10 protein-coding genes and 3 pseudogenes are annotated in these 21,216 nt (G+C 40.8%); 12 read left to right on the forward strand and 1 reads right to left on the reverse strand.

Going from position 1 to position 21,216, the window contains the following annotated elements; genetic code table 11:
* Positions 1 to 224, reverse strand: a 224-nt coding sequence (locus G6Q00_RS06915; protein WP_163532564.1) for a hypothetical protein, incomplete at its 3' end; no start/stop codon positions are given.
* Between the two features lie 570 nt (positions 225 to 794).
* Here G6Q00_RS06915 and G6Q00_RS06920 point away from each other — a divergent pair.
* The 12 genes and pseudogenes from G6Q00_RS06920 to G6Q00_RS06985 all read left to right on the forward strand — a co-directional run bounded on the left by G6Q00_RS06920 (position 795) and on the right by G6Q00_RS06985 (position 21,193).
* Entirely contained in the window at positions 795 to 1,919 is a 1,125-nt protein-coding gene (locus G6Q00_RS06920) for a type IV secretion system protein (RefSeq protein ID WP_163532565.1), read from the forward strand.
* On the forward strand, positions 1,903 to 3,276 hold the full coding sequence (locus tag G6Q00_RS06925; protein ID WP_240331037.1) for a TrbG/VirB9 family P-type conjugative transfer protein: 1,374 nt from the start codon (positions 1,903 to 1,905) through the stop codon (positions 3,274 to 3,276). The genes G6Q00_RS06920 and G6Q00_RS06925 overlap by 17 nt, the downstream gene beginning before the upstream one ends.
* Positions 3,230 to 4,682 (forward strand): annotated as a pseudogene (locus G6Q00_RS08820) (TrbI/VirB10 family protein). The gene G6Q00_RS06925 and the pseudogene G6Q00_RS08820 overlap by 47 nt, the downstream one beginning before the upstream one ends.
* Complete coding sequence (locus G6Q00_RS06940) at positions 4,666 to 6,810, forward strand: collagen-like protein (protein ID WP_430750795.1); 2,145 nt, start codon at positions 4,666 to 4,668, stop codon at positions 6,808 to 6,810. The pseudogene G6Q00_RS08820 and the gene G6Q00_RS06940 overlap by 17 nt, the downstream one beginning before the upstream one ends.
* Before the next feature lie 19 nt (positions 6,811 to 6,829).
* Positions 6,830 to 7,801, forward strand: a pseudogene (locus G6Q00_RS08825) (hypothetical protein).
* Between the two features lie 52 nt (positions 7,802 to 7,853).
* On the forward strand, positions 7,854 to 8,090 hold the full coding sequence (locus G6Q00_RS06955; RefSeq protein ID WP_163532568.1) for a hypothetical protein: 237 nt from the start codon (positions 7,854 to 7,856) through the stop codon (positions 8,088 to 8,090).
* Positions 8,091 to 9,041, forward strand: coding sequence for a CpaF/VirB11 family protein (locus G6Q00_RS06960; RefSeq protein WP_163532569.1), 951 nt, complete (start codon positions 8,091 to 8,093; stop codon positions 9,039 to 9,041).
* A complete protein-coding gene (locus tag G6Q00_RS06965; RefSeq protein ID WP_163532570.1) occupies positions 9,041 to 9,442 on the forward strand; it encodes a hypothetical protein in 402 nt (133 codons plus the stop codon). The genes G6Q00_RS06960 and G6Q00_RS06965 overlap by 1 nt, the downstream gene beginning before the upstream one ends.
* Before the next feature lie 315 nt (positions 9,443 to 9,757).
* A pseudogene (locus G6Q00_RS06970) lies at positions 9,758 to 11,583 on the forward strand (type IV secretory system conjugative DNA transfer family protein).
* 13 nt (positions 11,584 to 11,596) lie between these two features.
* Positions 11,597 to 13,402, forward strand: coding sequence for a hypothetical protein (locus tag G6Q00_RS06975; RefSeq protein WP_163532571.1), 1,806 nt, complete (start codon positions 11,597 to 11,599; stop codon positions 13,400 to 13,402).
* A 118-nt stretch (positions 13,403 to 13,520) separates the two neighbouring features.
* The gene (locus tag G6Q00_RS06980; RefSeq protein ID WP_163532572.1) at positions 13,521 to 14,240 is read left to right on the forward strand and encodes a hypothetical protein; all 720 of its coding nucleotides are present in this window, start codon (positions 13,521 to 13,523) and stop codon (positions 14,238 to 14,240) included.
* Positions 14,174 to 21,193 (forward strand): SNF2-related protein, encoded by a 7,020-nt coding sequence (locus G6Q00_RS06985; RefSeq protein WP_163532573.1) that lies wholly within the window; start codon positions 14,174 to 14,176, stop codon positions 21,191 to 21,193. Before G6Q00_RS06980 ends, G6Q00_RS06985 begins: the two co-directional genes overlap by 67 nt.
* The last annotated feature ends 23 nt before the right edge of the window (positions 21,194 to 21,216 follow it).

Here is a 21,216-nt window from a genome sequence, read left to right on the forward strand (position 1 = left end):
CTTTTAGTGATGTCAAAGTTGCCCATATGCTTTAATACATATTGTCTAACCTTGCGCTCCTCTGCTTGGTCTCTCCACTCCCCAGCGTGTTTGCCTTTATGATGGATAAACGAATTTTTTGTTAAACGGGGAATGTGATCAGATTCTAAATTTGAGAGATCAACTGGCTTAGATCTAATTAGATTTGCTAGCTCCTCTTGTGTCATGTCTTCGGGTGGTTTCAAGTGCTCCCCTTATTAAATACTTCATCTTGGGGGAGGATACAGAGAAACGCCTTAAAATGCGCTTAGCACCCACCGCGCCAACAAGGCACGATCGCTAGTGCAATTGGCAAGGTCTACAATGCCGCTAATTGAAGCACCTAACTTTTTGACATACACGGCACAATTTGCAATAAAATGTTATTTAATGTTATTTACCAATTGCGCCGTAAAGCCCCTAGCTTCAGCTATGGGGATATAAGGCGTTTTTTTTGTGTTATAATGTCCGTCATAGAGTTGGGGCATCAACTCTTGGAGTAGAGGCTGTAAGACCCGTCTAGCGGGCAGGTCTTGATGATCCCAGAATCCCCTAGCTTTAGCTATGGGGAGTATGTCAACTTGTTAAACCTAGCCCTCACGCTATTATTCTTGGGTATTCTTGCCTTGTTATGTGGCTGTTCAGACAAGTTTATAGAGATGAAAAAATCGCCGTGTGCAAACACACCTAATTCCCCCATAGCTAAACTAGGGATTAGCGTGGTTGGCTTGCCCCCCGCGCTCAAGGCTAGGACTTTACGGTGCTAGTGCTAAACAATGTCTGAAAGTTTGCAAGAGAGGCGTGCAGAGTTTGCTAGGATGGCAGAGCAATTTAGCACCCAAGTCTCATTTGAACAAGCAGATTATAAAAAATTTGCCAAACTCAGTGTTGCGCTTCTTTTAGAGCTCTTAGATCAAAAAGCCAACACAGATAGAGAACAAAAAGATACAGAGGAACATACAAGCAAGCTAGACTTAGCACAGTCCCAACACATCAGCAGACAAAAAGCAAAACAGGAATTAGATTTTGAGCAATTAGAGCAAAAAATCAAATCTAATATATTGCCCCAAATGCAAGCTACTCTCAATGCGCATTTAAACCAAGTCCAAACAGAGATTGAGGGCAAGATAGAGAAATTCACGCTTAATCAGCTAGACCTTGGGAGTGTGTTTAGGCTAGAGAGGAAGATAACACAAGTAGCCTTCAGGCTTGCCTTACTAGGGGGCTTTGTGGTGATTACTTTAAGTCTAGCCATTGTGTTTATGATGCCCTTAGTTAGGGTTGAACCCCTGCTCATAGACTTTGCCAATGCAGACAAGCATTTTGCCATCATCCAGCGTGCAGATGCCAAGATAGAGCAAAATGAAGCCTTGATGCGCGCTTTGGTGGGTAGCTATATTCTCAATAGAGAGACCATTAACCACATAGACGATCAAGAGCGCTATGAAAATGTGCGCCTGCAGAGCACAAGCGCAGTGTTTAAAACCTTTGAGGGCTTAGTAGCTGGAGAGCATAGCATCTATACTAATGAAAATATTGATAGAGAAGTCAAGATCATCAATATCTCCATCTACAAAAAAGGCAAGGCACAAAACATTGCCGTGTCTGATGTAGTGGTGAAGCTCTTTAATCAGGGCTATTTAAGCTATGAGAAGCGCTACCGTATCACCCTAAGCTTTGCTTTCTTAGAAAAATTAAAATTTGATTATCACTCTATGCCCAAAAATCCTACAGGGTTTGAAGTTCTTAAATACTCCATTACAGAAATAGCAACGATCAAGGCGCTAGATACAACCCATAAAATCCACAAGCTCCCCAGAAGCAAGATTGAATACACCCCTTACAAGCACGAAGATAGCAACAAATCAACCAAAGATTTGAAAAATGATACCCAGAAGTGAGAGCAGACAAACCCAATACACACAACTTTTTTCTATTCTTGTGCTAAGTGTGCTTTTGCATGCAGAGGGTGAGAAAACAGGCATAGAGACCAAGCAAGCACCCAGTGCTTTTAGCACACCCAAAAAAGAGCAAGTCTCTAAAACACCCATAAAAGAGCAAACTAAAGAGCAACCCCCTAAAGTTTCTGCCTTCAAAGACAATTCCAAATCCCAAACTATCCTAGAAAACAAAGGCTTAGTTGAAAAGAATAGCGATAGCAGTGATGTTGATGATAGCTTTGAGGACAAAGAGAGCGACTCACTTGCTCCTATGCAAAACTTGCATGCTATCCAATCTAATTTTTTTAGCAAAAAGCACTCTAAGAGAGATAACACAACTTTCATAGATTATCACATTGGTGAAACTTACAATGTCCGTTTGCGCTATGCAATGACCACCACTTTCATTTTCAATGACAACATCTCTCAAGTCATACTAGGTGATGAGATTGGCTTTTCTACTAAAATGTTGGGTACAGATAAAGAACACCTGATTGGCAATATCTTGCTCATCAAGCCGCTACAAATTGGTGTGGATAGCAACCTAACTGTCATTGGTAAAAGTGGCAAGGTCTATAGCTTTTACATCTTTTCAACCACCTACACCAGCCACAAGAACCCCGCACTGATGGTCTATATTTCCTCTAAGAACTTTTTCAAGCCCTTAAAAGATAGGTTTTCAGATACACAGATAACAGAAAATAATGCCAGCCAGGCAAAGCCTAAAAAACAAGCAAGGCACTCTCTCTTGAAAAAACCCCACACTACCCCTTCTGCAAATCCTCATGCCTACACACCCGAGCAAAATTCACGCAAAGCCGGCGATGCTTTTTCTGTGATCGCCAATAACACTAAGGATTTTAGAAAAACCAAAAATACAGATGATGACTTTAAAAAACTAGACTATGCCGCACAAGTGAGTGATGATGGCAAATATCTTAGAATTGGCGATGCGATCAACCACATCTACATTGAAAAGTCTAAGATAGAGCGCGGTTATGTGATTATGCCCTTTAAAAAGCGCAAATGGTATTGTTTCTGGATTTGCAAAAAACCTAGCAAGAAAACCCACGCTTTCAAGCCCCTAGATATTTTCAACGATCAGCAATTCACCTATTTTAAGTTTAACAGAGCTAACGCCCATTCTAAATTTCCCGTGCTCTATAAGGTGGTTGATGGCTATGACAATCCAGTTAATAGCCGTGTAGTAGGTGATTATATCATTGCTGAGGATGTGAGTGATGTGTGGGATTTGAAGATGGGCAAGGACTATGTTTGTGTCAAAAAACTCCACTCAAAGAGTACAAATGGATGCTAACACCAAGAAATGGCTCAAAAGAGGAGGGGTTGTGCTAGGGGGAGCTTTAGGTTTGTTTGTGCTAGCTATGGTGGTGGATAAGAGCACAGGAAAGTCTAAAGAAGAAATCCTTGAGTTAGAGGAGAGCACCTATCCTTTGAGCGATTATTTTTTCATCAAAGAAAAAGACAAGCCCCAGAATTTGCAAGACACAGCAAAAATAGAAGCACACCAGCACAACGCCAAGAAAGACTACAACACCATTAACAAGGAGTTAGAAGAGCAAAACAAGCACCTAGAAGCCGCATTGCAGAAAGCAAAAGAGCAGGCTAAACAAGCCCCTAGGCTTGTGATGGTGGCTAACACCAACAATACCAGTCAAGAAAGAGCGCAAAATAGCCAAAAAGCTAAAACACCACTAGTTAAACACTCCAAAGAACAATTAGAGCTCTTAAACTCCAGAATGAGCCCCTTTGAACCGCTCAAAGATGCCATAAAACCAGAAATAGAATATGGGGTGGATAGTTTTGAAAATCTCAAAGCCCAAGATAAGGGCACAAATGAGAATAAGCTCTTAAGAACGATCACAGCTGATAAGATGATTCCTGCTTTTCTCATTACTCCTATTTCTAGCCAAATTGCAGGCAAGGTTACTGCACAGGTAGAAACAGACATTTTTGCTAATATGGGCAGGGCTGTGCTCATCCCTAAGGGCTCAAAGGTCATTGGCTATTACAACAACAATAATAAAATAGGTGAATACCGCCTCAACATTGCATGGACACGCATCATCACACCTCAAGGCATTAATATCATGCTCACTAACGCTAGAGGCGCAGATGTAAAGGGCTATAACGGACTTATTGTTGACATACTCCCCATAGCTAAAGCTAGGAGATTCTGGGATCATCAAGACCTGCCCGCTAGACGGGTCTTACAGCCTCTACTCCAAGAGTTGATGCCCCAACTCTATGGCGGACATTATAACACAAAAAACGCCTTATATCCCCATAGCTAAAGCTAGGGGCTTTACGGTGCGAGTGGTAAAGTCATTGCACGCAATTTCTCTAAATATGGCATGGCTCACCTCCACTCTCTCTAATGGCTTGCTCATCGCACTCACCTCTGCTCTGGCTAATAGACAAAATAAGGCAGGTGTAGGCAATCCCTTTTTTGGGGACTATCTCTTGATGCAACTGACCCGCAACACAGGGATGAGCCTCAATCAGATCGTAGGACAAATCCTAGCAGACAAAGCCCGTATCAATCCTATTATCATCATTAGAGAGGGAAGCTGTGTATTCATCTCGCCCAACTTAGACATCTTCATCCCTAAGCCTAGGAACGGCGAAGTCCTAGCGCAATTTTTCAAAGAAAAAAAGCCCATTAAACAAGAGGAGGACAATAATGATGAAAATGAATTTTAGTCTGATCAAATGGTATTTCTTGGCTTTGTTATTGCCTATCTGTGTCCATGCTTTGGTGATTCAAACCAATCAAAATATCCAGTTTAGTAAAAGCGGTGCACTTACTGGCTATGTAGTGTTTCAAAAGCGCGTGCACAAGGAGTTATTAGCTTTAGGTAAATACCAAGTTTCTAAGAATAGGAAAAATGTCCTCTTCACTATCACACACATCAAAAAGGGAGAAAATTATAAAACCTTGAATGCGCAACCTAGTGCTATCAAAGAAACTAGAGGCAAGAGAGGATTAAAGAAAGGCACAAGGCTTGTCTTAGGTGGGGAAAATAACGCCGAGATCGCAACTCTTTTAAATGTGAATCAAGAGGCTTATAGGGCTAGTAAGGGTGGGGGAGGGTTTAGCCCTGCAAATAGCACTACAGGGGGTTCTAGTGGAAGTATTGGTGTGGGCTCTGCTGCTAATACAGGCAATGGCTCTACAGCAAAAGGTATGCAAGATAGCATGATAGGCACTCAAGGCATGGGCAGCAATCCTTTTCCTCCTATTGCTGGAGGCAATAGCTCTGTTTCTAATAGTTATCCTTTAGGGAGTGGATTACCTTTAGGGAGTGGGGTAGGATTAACAGGCAACTCTATCATGCCCTTGCCCTTGCCAGAGGGGATTAATAATGGGAGTGGTGCTAGTAATGCGAATGATGCTAGCGGGGGCAATGCTACTAGTAACAACACAGCTAGTAGCGCTAATGCTAACCAATACACCACGCTATTTTGTAGTGCACCCATTAGGCATGGCAACCAGATGGACATTAACATCGTAGATCGCGATGGCAAATGCGTGTCCATGCAAGCTTATAGAGATGATAATACCTGTACCTACCGCTATGACTTTGAAAAAGGTAAGGCTATCAAGCAAACACAATTTTACTTTATCAGCAGAGAAAACAAGAGTTTTAATATCGGAGGGTGTGTAGATTTGCAAGGTCCTGAGTATGCATTTGCTCTTTACCAAGATGATAGCAAGTGCAAACTACAAACCACCAAAGATAAGGCCTATGGGAGTGGACAAGCTAGTTTTTTCCAAACCCAAATCCTATTTAGGGGAGCAGATGGTCTAATCCATATGGCTAAAGATTGCAGCGATTTTGCCAATGTGCAAGAACAGCTCATCAGATATGATAATGACAGCGCGGCTAAGAAAGTCAGGCGCATTGTGGATCAATACTACATTGATCCGGTGAGCAAGAAAAAGGTTTTCATCTCGCATGGCATTGTGAGCCCTATTGAGTTGGATTATCAAGAATATGCGTGTGGCAAATGGGAATTTGATGATGCCAATTTGCAAGCCACTAGACCTACACAAATTAGAGCCTTTGATACAATGGCTAATGCCTACTACAATGTTACAGGGTGTGATTATAGCGCAGTACTAGATAAAACACCCAAGATTGTGCAGCCCTACACTAAAATCAACACCACTAGCTCTGTCAAAGATGAAGAAGTAGATGATCTAGACACCTCTAAGGACAGCCCCCACAACTTACCGGAATACAGAACTTTTGAAATCAAAGAGAGGGTTCTTGGCAGTGGCAATAGGACTTCGTATTCTCATTGTGATGATGGGTGGAGTAGCTGGACAAAATCAAAAGACTACATAGCTTATTACAATGGCGATTTAAGAACCATAGCCAAATGGAGCACAGAGTATAAAACCATCAACACCGGCACAACACAGGTTTACATCCGCCCTAGAAATGATGGAGATGATGAGGCACAATACAACACCTATAAGTTTTACTATGTCTCTAAAGCTAAAAAAGAACTCCAGCGCACGCCCCTTTCAATAGAGACTAACACAGCCAACCTAGATGATACTTATCGCCACAATGTAGAGTTAGTGATCTTATCTAACAAGCTTAATTTGAATACAGGAGTCTTAGGACTCATCAACACACCCGAATTTAACGCTTGGAAGCAACAAAACTACCATCCGGGCAATGGCAATTTGTGCCTGAATTATTCTACGCGCAGTGGAGAATCTTGGAAACCTAGTAGCAAGGCTAAGTATTGCACTTGGGGGGAGACTCCTGATGCTAACTATAGTTGTGCCCAGCATAATGACTTTGTGTTACCTTAATTTAGCCAAAGGAAGTTTTATGTGCAAACCATCATTGTTAATTTTAGGATTCTTAGGAATGTTGTACGCTACGGAGGATACAGAGGGCTTTTTAGCTCGCATGCCCGATGCTACAGAACCTACGAAGAACGCCCCAGAATCCCCAAAGAGAGTAGAAACACAGCAAATGCTAATAAAAACACAGAAAAAACAGATACCGGTACTCCAAGAGAAACCACTATTAGACGCACAAACTTTGCAAAAGCAAGTGATGCAGCAAGAAAAACAAAAGCTTAAAGCACAACGCCAAGCAAGAGCAATGCTTATCAAAAATGGTTGGTTCTTGGGCACTGAGATAACTATCAGTGGAACAGATTTAAGAGAAGATTTGAGTAGGTTGAATGGAGCAACAGATACTCTAGTATTTTATCAGGGCAGAGCTCAGAGGGTCAACTTTAATATGGGAGTGGTGGGGGGTTATCAGCACTACTTTGGCAACACCCAAAAGCACGGGATTAAGGTAAGTGCACACTTGTATTAAGGCACACCTAGTGTTGTCAATACTCCTATGAGAGATGTCAGAACAAGCCTGAGTACCACCTACACTCCCTTAAGTTTTGGTTTAGATGTGAAGTATGTCTATGATTTTTTCAAGCACATTAGCAAACACCGCCACACTTTAGGCTTGTCTGTGGGGGTTGGGTGGCGGATGTATGCATACTTTGCTCGTATTGAAGCTTTTCACACACGCATAGGGGTTCTCACGCCTACAAGCCCTAAAAATATTTTCAATCAGGGCTTTTATCCTACCATTGGTTTGCACTACTACTTAAACCACCACCAGTTTGGCATCAATTATCGCTTTGGAGGAGCAATCCATTATACCTCCAGCGTAGAGAGCACTATCCAAGAAAAAAGCGGTCGTTTCAAAGGGGAGGTGCTATTTGATAGCTTTAAAACAAATCTTAGCAATAGCAGCTATATCAGCTTGAATTATGCGTATCTGTTTTGATTAGAGGGGAAAAATGCAAAAACAAGACACTAACCCAGTCTAAAGGATAGAAATGGATAACAACCCTAGCATAGCAAACCAAGCCATAGATGCACAAGCGCTCTTAAAGCGCATGGATGCCTTGAGCTTTATAGATCAAAGAGAAAAGAAATTGCGCCAACAGATAGAAAAATTGAATGCCAAAATCCAGAGCACCACTCTAGCCTATGAAAGAGAACACCACAAACAACTGCTCAAGGCTAAGGAATTGTGCGATGAACTAGAAAGCTTGCAGAAGAAAAGGACTTAGATGTTAGATTTAAGCCCGCTTGCTAAATACAGAAACCTGAAAGCCTGCATTGAGAGCTTTTTACCCTACCTAGAAAGTGGCATTACAGAACTCATTTGCAATACAGAAAAAGAGCTGTGGCTCTATAGAGTAGATGGCATGCGTGAAAAAATCAAGGATGAGAGTTTCACTAAAGACTTTCTGATTAGATTTGCAGAGCAACTAGCCAGCTACAGAGATTTGTTTTTCAACCACTCCTATCCCACGCTTAACACCTCTATTCCTTTCACGCGTTACCGCGTGAGTGTGAGTCATTTCAGCATCGCTGCAGACGATCAACCATCGCTTAATATCCGTGTACCTAGCAATAGAAAGTTTGCTTTAGAGGAGTTTTCTCTTAGGGAAAACAAATTCACTTACGATGATCTTAAAAACATCACCCTAGAAGGGCATAACATGCTCATTAGTGGAGGCACAGGCTCTGGCAAGACAAGCTTTTTAAATGCTCTGATAGATTGTATCCCCAAAGAAACTAGAATTTTAAGCATAGAGGATAGCCAAGAATTAGACTTGAGGGCTTTTGAAAACCATAAGTCTTTGTTAGTGGGCAAGAATGAGGGAGCAAACTTCACCTATGAAAATGCCCTGAATATGGCAATGCGCATGAGTCCAGATAGATTGATGGTAGGCGAGATTGATACGCGCAATGCTTTGTTGTTTTTAAGATTTGGTAACACCGGACATAAGGGCATGGTCTCTACCTTGCATGCTAATAGTGTGCACCAAGTCATAGAAGCCATTGCGCTTAATTTGCGGATGAATCGCGTGGACATGGATTTACAAGTGGTGCGCGATTTTTTCAAAAGCGCTATTGATGTGGTGGTGCAGATTCACTACGATAGAACTACTAACACAAGATACATCCAAGAAGTGGTGTGGACAAGCGATTTAGACAATCTCAAGGATGTTTGATGAAAAAGAGCAAAAGAATCACCGGACTTAGAATCCAGTGCTATGTAGGAGAAAAGGCCAAAACCATTCTACAAGAACAGATGCTCAAACACCAGAATATAAGCCTAACAGCTCTCATAGAAAGATTGATTTTAAATTCAAATCCCAGGTCTTATCGCACACCCCCAAAGCCCATTAGAACCTACTTTGAAAGTATTTTTAAAGTTATTGAACTCAACCAGCACTTGTATGTGCAGATGAATGCCAATGCTTCTAATTTGAATCAAATGATGCACCATGCCAACATTGCTACTAAAAAGAACACATCGCTAGAGCCCCGCTTTTGGAATCAGGCTTTCACTCTAATAGAAAAGATAGATGAGAACATTTGGCATTTAAGAAAATTACCAATTGCGCCGTAAAGCCCCTAGCTTCAGCTATGGGGATATAAGGCGTTTTTTTTGTGTTATAATGTCCGTCATAGAGTTGGGGCATCAACTCTTGGAGTAGAGGCTGTAAGACCCGTCTAGCGGGCAGGTTTTGATGATCCCAGAATCCCCTAGCTTTAGCTATGGGGAGTATGTCAATCTTAGAACTCTTGTATCAAATCTATACAGACATTGAAGAGAGAGAAAAAGCCAGTGCTCTTAAAAGAGCCCTTAGAGGCTATCAGACTAAGCACTCTTGCTCTCTTACTACAAATAAGAAGCCATCAGAAGTAACAATTCATCGCTTGGATGGGCTTGTTATTAAGCGTGCTAGGCATACCGGTATTTTTCATTCTAGCTAATTGGTATGCCTTTGAGGGCTTGCACAGCTTTCAAGAGGCTTATATCTTTTCACATTCTATCATCCTAGGTTTGCAACAAGGCGCAAGTGTGCTAGATTTAAAATTTGAAGTCTATTGCACCGCCCTTTTGGCTCTCACACCCCTAATAGCCACTCTCTACTTGCTCCTCCCCAAAACCGCACAAAAGACCCATGGCTATGCTAAATGGGCAGGAGTGAAAGACATTGAGTGTTTTAAAATCTACTCTAAAGAAGGCTTCTTTAAAACCATCCACCCTTTAGGTGTGTGCTTTAACAAGGGTTTTATTTTGGGTAAGTTTGGTTTTCCCTTTAGCAAGAATGTTTGCTATGACAAGCCTTTAGGCGCATTGTTGCCCCACCGGGTGCGGGCAAGAGTGCAGCAATAGCCATCCCTAATCTTTTAAGCCTGCCCACCTCTTGCATTGTTACAGACATTAAGGGCGAGCTTTGCTCTGTGAGTGCAGGCTATAGACAACAGGCTTTGCACAATGAGATTTTCATCTTTAATCCATTTGGAGAGGACAACACTTGCTTTTTCAACCCCTTTGATAAGCGCTTGATAGAACCGATGAATTTTGATGCTAAGTTAAGATTGGTACAAGAAGTGGCTAATAATATCTTTATCCAAGAGGACAAACAAGAGGATCACTGGGTGGCTAAGGCTAGGGAATTATTCTCTTTCTATGCGCTCTATGATGTTTGCACTAAGAACCAATCAAACTTCTATGACATTGCCATGGGTCCTAATCAAGATTTTGTGGCTTTAATCCATCCTCAAAGCAAGTATTACAAGATACTTTACCAGCCCGATCAGAATGGTAATTTGGTGCAAAATCCCAATGCCAATCCCGCCCAGCTCTTTTATCTGCAAGTGAGCGATCAAAAATACATAGATGTGAACGATCCTAGAAACTACGATCCTAATGAACCTGAGCCAGAGCATCGCTCAGAGGGCACGCTAGATGAGATTATTAGAAATGATGCACGCGGCTGGGCAAATGCAGCAGAAGAGGAATTTGCTAGCATCAAGTCTACCTTTAATCGCTTTGTAAGCGTGTTTAAAAGCCCACAAGTCAAAGAAGCCACTTCTAAGATGAGCTTTGAGTATGCAGATTTTAGAAAGAAAAACATCACGCTTTATATCAAAATTGCCCAAACAGACATCACCACTCTAGCTCCCCTTATTAGAACGCTATTAGAGAGCATTGCTAAAAACTTATTATTAGAGGAGAGCAAAAAGCCCAGTGAGCGCATTTACTTTATCTTAGATGAGTTTGTGCGCTTTGGCAAACTGCCCTTTCTCTTAGAAATGCCTGCGCTGTGCAGGAGTTACAATGTTGTCCCCTTATTCATCACGCAAGATTATGCGATGATTAGAAAATACTATAGCGATGATGAGCTCAAGGTGTTAAAGGGTGTGGTGCATTACAACATTGTTTTTAAGATGAATAGTGCTGAGGATGCAGAGATTATCTCTAAGGAGGTGGGGCAGTTTACACGCTTGAGCAAAAACACCTCCACAGAGAAGGGCCAACTAGTCTTTGGAGGCACAAGCTCTTATTCTTTAGAAGGTAAAGAATTGCTAACTCCCCAAGACATTTTAAACATTCCTGATGATGAAGTGATCATCATGGTTACAGGTAAAAAAGCAACCCCCTTAAAGCTCAAGGCTAATTTTTATTTCAAGGATAAAGAATTATTGGGGCGAGTTGGCTGGAAACTTAAAAACACAAATCCAAACTTAGGAGATTAAGATGTGGAAAGACATGTCCTTTACGCAACGCAAAGACGCCTTCACACACTTCAAGGCCCAAGAATTACAAAAACATTTAACAAACAAAAATATCCGCCTAGATCAGGCTCAGAGCCTAGAGAAAGCCTACAACCCTAGCACGGGCAATTTTTATACGGACTTGCACGCTTTAGCCCTAGATGCCAAGATGTTAGAGTGTGGATATAGCAAAAACCAATGGGTTTCTTTGAGTAGAGCAAAACTACTAGGTGCAGACCCCAAAGAGCTTGCCTATATCAAGGCAAACACCAGAAACAAACAAAACCCACAAGGTAGTGTAGAAAAAGTTAGTATCTCTTACTTGCAAACTAAAGATACGCGGGGCAATGTTTTAGCAGAGCCCATTTTCAACACTACAGACCTCTATAATGTAGAAGTGTTCCAAACCTTAGACACCAGTCTTTTCAAAGAGCCAAACCCCCAGAGTTTGCACAGACAAGAGCACAGCGCACAGGTGCGCCTTGTTGATTTACAAAATATTCTTAGTTCTGAGCACTATCTACAGCTACAAGAATACATGCAGGCTAGATTTTCTGCAATAGAGCAAGAGAACACAGAACACATTTCTGAAACAAGCGATCTACAAACTCAAGTGGATATTTTAAAAGCAGAGGTGCAAAGATTACAAGCAGAGCACAAGGAGGATTTAAAAAGGCATGCCCAAGAATTAGAGGTGTTAAAGACACAAAATACAGCAATTTTAGAGCAGTTAAATCAGTTAGTGGCACAATTTGCATCTCTCACACAACAAGAGCGCATAGCTACTATCCAAGCACCACAAGAACCCATCACTGCAGAGCAACCAGATCGCATGGATAATAGCACGCTTGAAAATACAATACAAAAAAATACAACAGCAAAAAATATAACAACAGAAAATACCATACAAGAGAATACAATAAAAGACAACACTGAAACACACAATACCATACAAGATAATATAGAACAAGATAATACTGCAACCGCTACAGAGGATACCACCCCAACACCTCCTAAGAAGCCCTTAGAACACAGCACTACAACTATAAAGAAGAGTCAGGAACAAGAGACTCATAAGGACTTTTGGACATGGCAAGAGCTTTTTGAAGAGATAGCAGCAGAGAGCCGTTATTCTTACAATAAAGAAAAGATGGCTACTTTGTATGGGGAGTATTTTTCAAAGTATTTTGCTTTTGATAACTCCAATGATTTCTTCAAGGGAAATAAGGAGAGACAAAAAGAAGTTCTAACAAACAGGCTCAAGGAGTTTTACTTTAACAACCCTTACTACCTACCAGTTTATACAATCCCTGAAAAATTAGAGGCTATCTGTGTGTCTTTAGAGCAGGGAAAATCCTATCTTGAGGATGCGCATTTAAGAGGGCAACTCTTAGAGGTGTATAAGCGCCATTACTATGAAGTTGATCGTGTAGGAAAAGAGGCTATTAGTCCTATCACACACCCTGAGCTTTATACACCTATGCAGAGAGTAGGGAGTATTTTAGCTCAAATTTTTGAAGAAAACAGAGAGGAAGTTTTTATTCCTAATAGTGTTGCTAGAGGGGCTTTGCCCCTTGATGAATTAAATGAGCATCTAATAAAAGGTTTGAGGATAGCTAGTATGCTTTATGAGCGTGATGCTTATGGTGATTATTCCCCTTTCACGCCCCAGCCCTTTGCTTTTGATATTGATTTGCAAGCAGCCATCATGGCAGATTCTAAACCATTAGAAGTTCTAGCACAAGAATTATCTTTAGAGGATTTAGCCCAATGGACATACAGCCATGTTATACAAGATTAGCTCGATCATGTCTATAAACAGGTAGAATTGGTAAATAATGAGCCTGTTATAAGCTTAGAGCCCACAAAATCTACATCACTAGGAGAAGACAATAAAAGAAGCGAGTATAGAGGAGTTTATGCAGGGGGTGCAGAAAGCCATAATAATGAACAAGGAGCACAAGCAGTGGTGGGAGAAACTAGCTCAAGAGCTAAGCCCACAGCAGAGGGGTTATTTCCTCAGTCTAGGGGAGGAGGGAATGAGCAACAGCGCGCAACATTACGATCTAGATCATCTGAAGTGGAGCATCAAAATCGGCTTAGAGAGGGTGATAAAGCGCGAGCAGGAGGAGAAAAGCAAAGCAGAGCAGGAACGCGCAGATCTTTTGCTTTATCAGGAGGCAATCAAGAAGGGAATTTATCCACTAGAGCGCATGCACATCCACCCACTAGAGTTCAAGAAATTGCAAGAGAAGATAAAAGAACACAATTTAGAGCGCTGGGAACAACTAATGTGGCTATACAATCACGAGAAGCTGGAGGGCTACGAATTTCTAATTCTGGATCGCTGGAGAGCGTGGTTTCCCAACATGATCTATCATCTGCACATGGACATTCTATTTTCCATAATGATCGAGCAAACAAGGATAGAGTTAGCGATTCTAGATCGGACTCAAGCACAGATTCAGCGCGCAATGGGGATAACAGACATGGAGATACTCCAAGAAGCACAGATTCATCTCTATCATTATTTGATCATAGAGCCTCCCAGCAAGGGGAGAAATTACAAGGAGTGTTTAAAGAAGGACAAGGAGTTAATGAAACACGCCAACATGAGTTTAGAGGAGCTAATAGGCTAGATCAAGAGGCTTTTAAAACAGATAGCCTTAAAACTCCCAAGTTAGCAGAGAATAGCACTTATACACAAGAAATAGACAATTCTAAGACTGATTTTAAAACCCAAGAAGAACACACCCCCACTACGCCTAAAAGGCGCTATGAAGCCAATATAGCAGCTATTCAGCTTGTAGAGCAGCTAGAGCAAGAACAAAGAGAAGCCACCTTAGAGGAGCAAAAAATCCTAAGCGCTTATAGCGGTTGGGGCTCTATGGGAGATTTCTTTGATTCTAGCCAGAATCAAGAGTTTTTAGAGCTCCTAACACTTTTAAATCCCGCACAATACTACCAAGCACGCACATCTATACTAGATGCTTATTACACCCCTAAAGTGATTGTAGATGCCATCTATGAGGGTTTGGAGCATTTTGGGTTTAATAAGGATAGCAACACTAAAGAAATCTTTGAGCCTAGTGTGGGGGTGGGAAATTTTTTAAGGTATGCGCCTGCACACACTCATTATCACTTTAGTGCCACAGAAGTAGATGATGTAAGTGTAAGAATTGCGCATAAGCTCCATCCTAACCAAAACATCAAGCACATGGGGTTTGAAAAATTTAACTTTACCCATGATTTTGATGCCTTTATTGGCAATCCTCCCTATGGTGATCATGTGATCTTTGATCAAGATAGCACTTTAAGCGGTTCTAGCGTACACAACTACTTTATAGGTAAAGCCCTCAAACACTTAAAAGAAGATGGCATTCTAGCCTTTGTTGTCTCTAGTTTCTTCTTAGATGCCAAAGATAGCACTATGCGTGAGCACATCGCCAAGCAAGCTAGCTTCTTAGGTGCAATTAGATTACCAAATGATGTGTTTAAAGGCACAGGCACTGGAGTTACTACAGACTTAGTGTTTTTTAAAAAAGGCAAAGATACAGAGCTACACCAAGATTTTTTAGAGAGTGTGCCCTTTTATAATGCAACAGACTTTGAAACAAAACCTTTTGCTGATAGAAAAAACATTATAGATATAGTGGCTAAAGCTTTAAAGTTTGAGCCTAGCCTTAGCGTGAGTGCACCAGATGCCTATGGTTATACGCCTAAACAGTTGCAAGCCATCTATAACTTTTTAGCAGAATATAAGAATTTGCAAAGTTTTAGTATCAATACTTACTTTAAAAACCACCCTGAGCATGTCTTAGGCAATTTAGAATTGCAGTTAACTCAAAAGAAATACCAACTCACCAACACCCAAAAACCCTCTTTAAATTTAAAAGAGGCCATCTCTTCTATCATAAAGACTTTGCCCCAAGACATCTACAGGTACAGAAAAACAGAGTATCCTCAAGAGCTCTTGATCTTAGATCATTCACACCACAAATTTACCCAATATGGCTATCAGAGTATAGAGGCGGGCAATTTCATAGAGTTTGAAGGAGAGATTTATAAGCTCAGATCAAAAGAAATAGATCGCATCCTTTTAGAGCACGCTCCCAAACTCAAAACAAAAATGCAAAAAAAGCGTATCCAAGCCTTTATTCCTCTAAGAGATGCGCTCAATGATTTACTTAAAGCCGAGCTAAATCCTTTAAGCACCAATACAGAGTTAGAAACAAAACGCACAAAGCTTAATAGTCTTTATGAGGGCTTTGTACAAAACTTTGGTTATTTGAATGAGAACAAAAACCGCAAAGATATTAAGGAGGACTTGCATGGTTTTAAAGTCTTGGGCTTAGAAAGAGAATTTGATAAGGGCATTAATAAGGCTCAGGCTCAAGTACAAGGCTTAGCTGTTAAAAAGCCTAGTGCTAAAAAGGCTGATATTTTTAATAAGCGCACCCTAAGCCCTAAAAAAGAATTTGTAATTAGTAGCGCTAAAGACGCCTTACTAACAAGTGTGAGTGAAACAGGAGGGTTAGATTTAGCTTTCATGGCTAAAGTTTTTAAAGCACAGGATATAGAGATAACCCTTTCAGAGCTCTTAGAGCAAAAACTCATCTTTAAAAACCACACAGAGAGCCCTAGCTATATCTTGGCTAGTGATTATTTAAGTGGCAATGTCAAACAAAAATTACAAGAAGTGCAACAAGCTATACAAGCAGGCAAAGAGGACTTAGTAGAGAATGCAAAAGCCCTAGAGGCAGTTATTCCAGCAGATATTAAGGCTATAGATATAGCCTTGCATCTAGGCACGCCTTGGGTTCCTTCTAAATATTACGAACAATTTCTTTTAGAGCAAATCAAAGAGAATTACAGCCAATCAGGCAAAGAGGGGGTTTTTTATAAAGAGTATGTAGAAAAGTGCCTCTGTGTGGTTAAAAATCCTAGAGGCTTTCATGTGAATAATACAGAAGAATTAGACTTCTTAGGCATTAGAGATAAAAATAATCCTAGCAGAATGAAAATGAGTGGGGCGCATTTATTAGAGTGCGTGTTGAACAATAGCCCTCTTGAGATCAAATACCCTGATCCTGATAAAACAGATGCAAATGGCAAGCCTATCATGGTAATAGATGAGGAACAGAGTACCTTAGCTCAAGAAAGAGCCACACAACTTCAAGAAGCTTTTAAAGAGTGGGTTTATAGTGATTATGAGCGGCGCACACACTTAGAGCAAATCTATAATGATACTTTCAATACTGATGTGCTTAAAAGCTATGATGGATCGCATGTACACTTAGAGGGCTTTAATCAAAATATTGAACTTAGAGCACACCAAAAGAATGCCATCTTTAGAGCTATTCAAGAAAGAGTAGTTTGCTTAGATCACCAAGTGGGCGCAGGCAAGACCTTAGTTGCTATTGCAAGTTGCATGGAGCAAAAGCGCATGGGGTTAGTCAATAAAAGTTTAATTGCTGTGCCTAATCATCTTACCAAACAATGGGCACAAGAATTTTATAGAGCCTATCCTAATGCTAATCTCTTAGTAGTAGAAGGTGAGGATTTTAATCCTAAAAACCGCGAGCAACTCTATAACCAAATTGCTAATAATGATTATGATGCTGTGATCATCGCCCATAGCCAGCTAGAATTCTTAAAAAACCCTGAACAAGTCATTATGGATATGTGGGCTGAGGAAGAGGATGTATTGCGTAATAGCAATGAGGAGTTAAGAGCCTTAGTAAAAGAAGGTTCATTGGATAAATCAGCTGTGATGAGCGTGCGCGCTGAAGAGCAAGCTATCAAGCGCATAGCAGCTAGATACTCTAAATTGCTAGCACAAAACAAAAGCCAGATAGATATTAGCCAGATGGGCATTGATCATCTAATCATTGATGAAGCCCACTTATTTAAAAACTTAGGCTTTAGCACTAATATGCAAAAGATAGCAGGTCTTGGCAATCCACAGGGCTCTAAGCGCGCTTCTGATCTCTTGGTTAAAACCCCATATTTGCACAGCAAAAAGGCTAAGATCATGTTTTTAACAGGTACGCCTATTGCTAATAGCATTGCTGAGCTTTACCACTTACAACGCTATTTACAACCTGATACCCTTAAAGACAAAGGTATTTTTAACTTTGATGACTGGGCACAAACCTTTGGGCAAATCTCAGCAGATTTAGAACTAGACACCAGCGCACAGAATTATAAGGTGGTGAGCCGTTTTTCTAAGTTTAATGGGATATTAGAGCTAAGCACCATGTATAAAAGCTTTGCAGACATCATCACCAATATAGACATCCAAAAGCTTAACCCTCACTTTGTACCACCCATAGAGGGAGGCAAACCCATTAATGTTGTTGTGCCCAGAAGTGAGGATGTGGCGCGTTTTATCGGTGTGCAAGATGAGAAGGGCAAATTTAATGAGGGCAGTATTGTAGATCGCATGGAAAAATGCAAGGGCAAAAAAGCAGAGAAAGGAGAGGATAATATTCTAGCTTGCACCATAGATGCTAGAAAGGCCGCACTAGATTATCGCCTCATTGATCCAAGTGCAGAAGTTGCAGAAGAAAACTCTAAGAGTGCAGCTATGGCTGAACAAATCTATGAGCAATATCAGGAGAGTAGCAAAGATAAGGGCACACAATTAGTTTTTATTGGGCTATCCACTCCTAAGGTACACAGCCAAAGGGTGGTGCTAGATACTCATGTCCAAGAGAACACACAAGAGAACACACAAGATAATGTGCAAGAACTTTTAGAGAGTTTGACAGAATATAATGAGCAGGGGCAGATCACACTTCCTAGCCAGCAGGAATTAGAGAGTGCATTAGAGGAACAAAAATCTAAAGCCCTAGATTTAGATACAGAGCTAGCTAGAAATGCGCGCTTTGATGTGTATAGCGATGTGCTAAAAAAACTAGTTAAGCTAGGTATTCCCCAATCTGAAATTGCCTTTATCCATGATGCTAAGAGTGAAGCACAAAAGCAAGAGCTCTTTAAAAAAGTTAATGCTGGAGAGGTGCGGGTGTTGCTTGGCAGTCCTGCTAAAATGGGAGTGGGCACAAATGTACAAGAACGCTTAGTAGCAGGGCATTTTTTAGATTGTCCTTGGAGGCCTGATGAGCTCTTGCAAATGGAGGGGTGTTTGATTAGACAGGGCAATGTGCTCTTTGAAAGAAATAAAGAACACTTTACTATCAAACTCTTTAGATACGCCACAGAACAGACCTATGATAGCCGTATGTGGCAGATTATTGAGACCAAGAGTAAAAGTTTAGAGCAATTTAGAAATGCCCATAAATTAGGCATTAGAGAGCTAGAAGATATTAGTATGGGCAGTGCAGATGCCTCAGAGATGAAGGCTCTAGCAACGGGTAATCCCTTAATTGTACAAGAGGTAAAACTTAGACAAACACTAAAGAAAGAGGAAAATCTTTACAAGGCTTTTTTAAAAGAGCAGCACTTCAAGCAAGAAAGTTTATCAAGACATAAGAACACACTAAAGCATGCCCAAGAACAATTAAATGTTTTAAATGCACTTTTGCAAGTTAGAGAACCTAGAAAAGAGCCTCTAAAAATTGAGCTCTATGATGGAAGTTTCCAAGAACCCAAGAGAGCTCTAGGAGCAACAATAAGCCAGACACAGGTTTTTCACCTTTTAAAATCTGATGAGTCAAGCAAACAGAATCTAGAGCGTATAGAAACCCTTTTTAAATCTCTGGTGCAAAATGCCCTAGAGAATGAGGGCACAGAGATAGATGTGATGGGCTATAGAGGCTTACGCTTTAAGGCTATGCTTTATCAAGATAAACTAGAGTTTTATATCTGCCATCCGGATAATCCGCATTGCTATATCCAACCAGATCATCTAAGCTATACCAAGAACAAACAAAGTCTACTAGATACGGGGAGTTTTAAAGACATAGAATTTAAAAGTTTCTTGCGTAAATGTAACAATAGCTTAGAGAGATTAGAAAAGCAAGTCCAAAGAGAACAAGAGCACTTGAAAGCAACACAACAAGAGATTAAAAGCTTAGAGACATTGCTAGAAAAGGCAGAATATCCCAAATTAATCTACTTACAAGCCCTCAAAGAGGATCATCAAGAGCTCTTAAAAGAAATTGCTAAATGCAGTGCAGATAAAAACTACAGGAGTGCGTTTGTGGCTAAATCTGAGCAATTTGCTAGAAAAACAATGCAACAGGATACACAAGAGCATACAGCAACATACAATAACACACAAGACAACACTATAATACACAACACCACACAAGAACATACAATAACAGAAAACACAACAACCAATATTACACAACACACCACCCCAGAGAAGCCAGAGAGCAAGGAGGACATTCTGGTAAGCGGAGAGACTAATATAGCACCACAGATTTTCTACCACCCCGCCCTAGAGAGTGTTTTAAACCACATGTTAGAAAACCCAACATTTGTGCAAAACTTTGTAGCTTCAGATGCACAGAACCAACACATCGCTTTTGAGGATACATTTAAAAAAGATGAAGTGCTTCGTCTTTATCAAGAGGGTCAAATAGAATTTTACAAGTTCTTCACAAAGAATGAAAAATCCCAAGATACCCTCACAGAGCTCTTTACTGCATTCAAAGAGAAGCTAGAAAAGAGGACGCAACAAGAATTGGCAGCACAACATTCCAGCGCATCTAGGGCAAACAGAGCGGACAACACCATACAAGAAAATACAACACAAGAACATACACAAAGTGTGGGGCAGAAAGATGCGTATTTAAAAGAGATCAAGGCCATGAATGCCTTTTTGATAGAAGAAGAGGTGCGCTTGAAAGAGGAGCTTAACAAGGAAGAGCCTTTATATGAGGCGTGGATACAAAAGGCATTAGAACACCAAGAGGCATATTGGGAGCTTTGGCGTCAATGTAGTTCTATTGAATTTCGCATAAGCAGAGCAAAGGAAGGCAAAGAAAAAATCCCACCACATGAGTTAGAACACTTGGAGCAAGAATACACACGGCTTGATTCAGAAAGGAAACAACAAGAAAAAGCCCTAAAAGAACATGTGAGGTTTGCAGAGCTATCCTATGATGAAGAAAAACTCAAAAGTGCCTACCCACGAATCTGTTATTTAAAATCTTTAAGACTTGATCATAGAGCTATCCTCACAGAAATAGAGCGCACTAAAGAAGACCCTACCTACATTAGCACCTTTAGATCAGAATATTCTGATAATGCAAGCTGGCATGCTGTTACTACCCCTTCTGATGTAGAGCAAAATAGAATAAGACAAATCTTAGAACAAGCAAAACAGCGCCAAGAAAGCTATAAGCAGGAGCGAGATAATCTCTTACTAGGCTATGAACAAAATTCCCTCACCCAAGCTAAAACAGAGAAATTGGCCAAATTGATGTTTGAGATTGCAGAACCTAAACTTTTTGCAACCTACAACGCTCCTGAAGTAAGCACAGGTGCAATGAAAGAACTCCTCAAGGATTTCAAACGCTGTATTGAGGAGGGGAAGAAAGCTTTAGCTGTCTATGAGGGCAGGCAGTATAAAGGCTTAGAGCAACAAGAGCACAAAAAGAAATTAAGGGGTAGAAAATGAGCCAACAACCTCTCAAAGACCTC

The organism is Helicobacter suis (genome assembly GCF_902196125.1).
Taxonomy (GTDB): domain Bacteria; phylum Campylobacterota; class Campylobacteria; order Campylobacterales; family Helicobacteraceae; genus Helicobacter; species Helicobacter suis_B.

Bases quoted from the DNA above. Each gene is read 5' to 3' on its own strand.
- G6Q00_RS06920 (WP_163532565.1), top strand. From the start codon at position 795: ATGTCTGAAAGTTTGCAAGAGAGGCGTGCAGAGTTTGCTAGGATGGCA.
- G6Q00_RS06925 (WP_240331037.1), top strand. From the start codon at position 1,903: ATGATACCCAGAAGTGAGAGCAGACAAACCCAATACACACAACTTTTT.
- G6Q00_RS06940 (WP_430750795.1), top strand. From the start codon at position 4,666: ATGAAAATGAATTTTAGTCTGATCAAATGGTATTTCTTGGCTTTGTTA.
- G6Q00_RS06955 (WP_163532568.1), top strand. From the start codon at position 7,854: ATGGATAACAACCCTAGCATAGCAAACCAAGCCATAGATGCACAAGCG.
- G6Q00_RS06960 (WP_163532569.1), top strand. From the start codon at position 8,091: ATGTTAGATTTAAGCCCGCTTGCTAAATACAGAAACCTGAAAGCCTGC.
- G6Q00_RS06965 (WP_163532570.1), top strand. From the start codon at position 9,041: ATGAAAAAGAGCAAAAGAATCACCGGACTTAGAATCCAGTGCTATGTA.
- G6Q00_RS06975 (WP_163532571.1), top strand. From the start codon at position 11,597: ATGTCCTTTACGCAACGCAAAGACGCCTTCACACACTTCAAGGCCCAA.
- G6Q00_RS06980 (WP_163532572.1), top strand. From the start codon at position 13,521: ATGCAGGGGGTGCAGAAAGCCATAATAATGAACAAGGAGCACAAGCAG.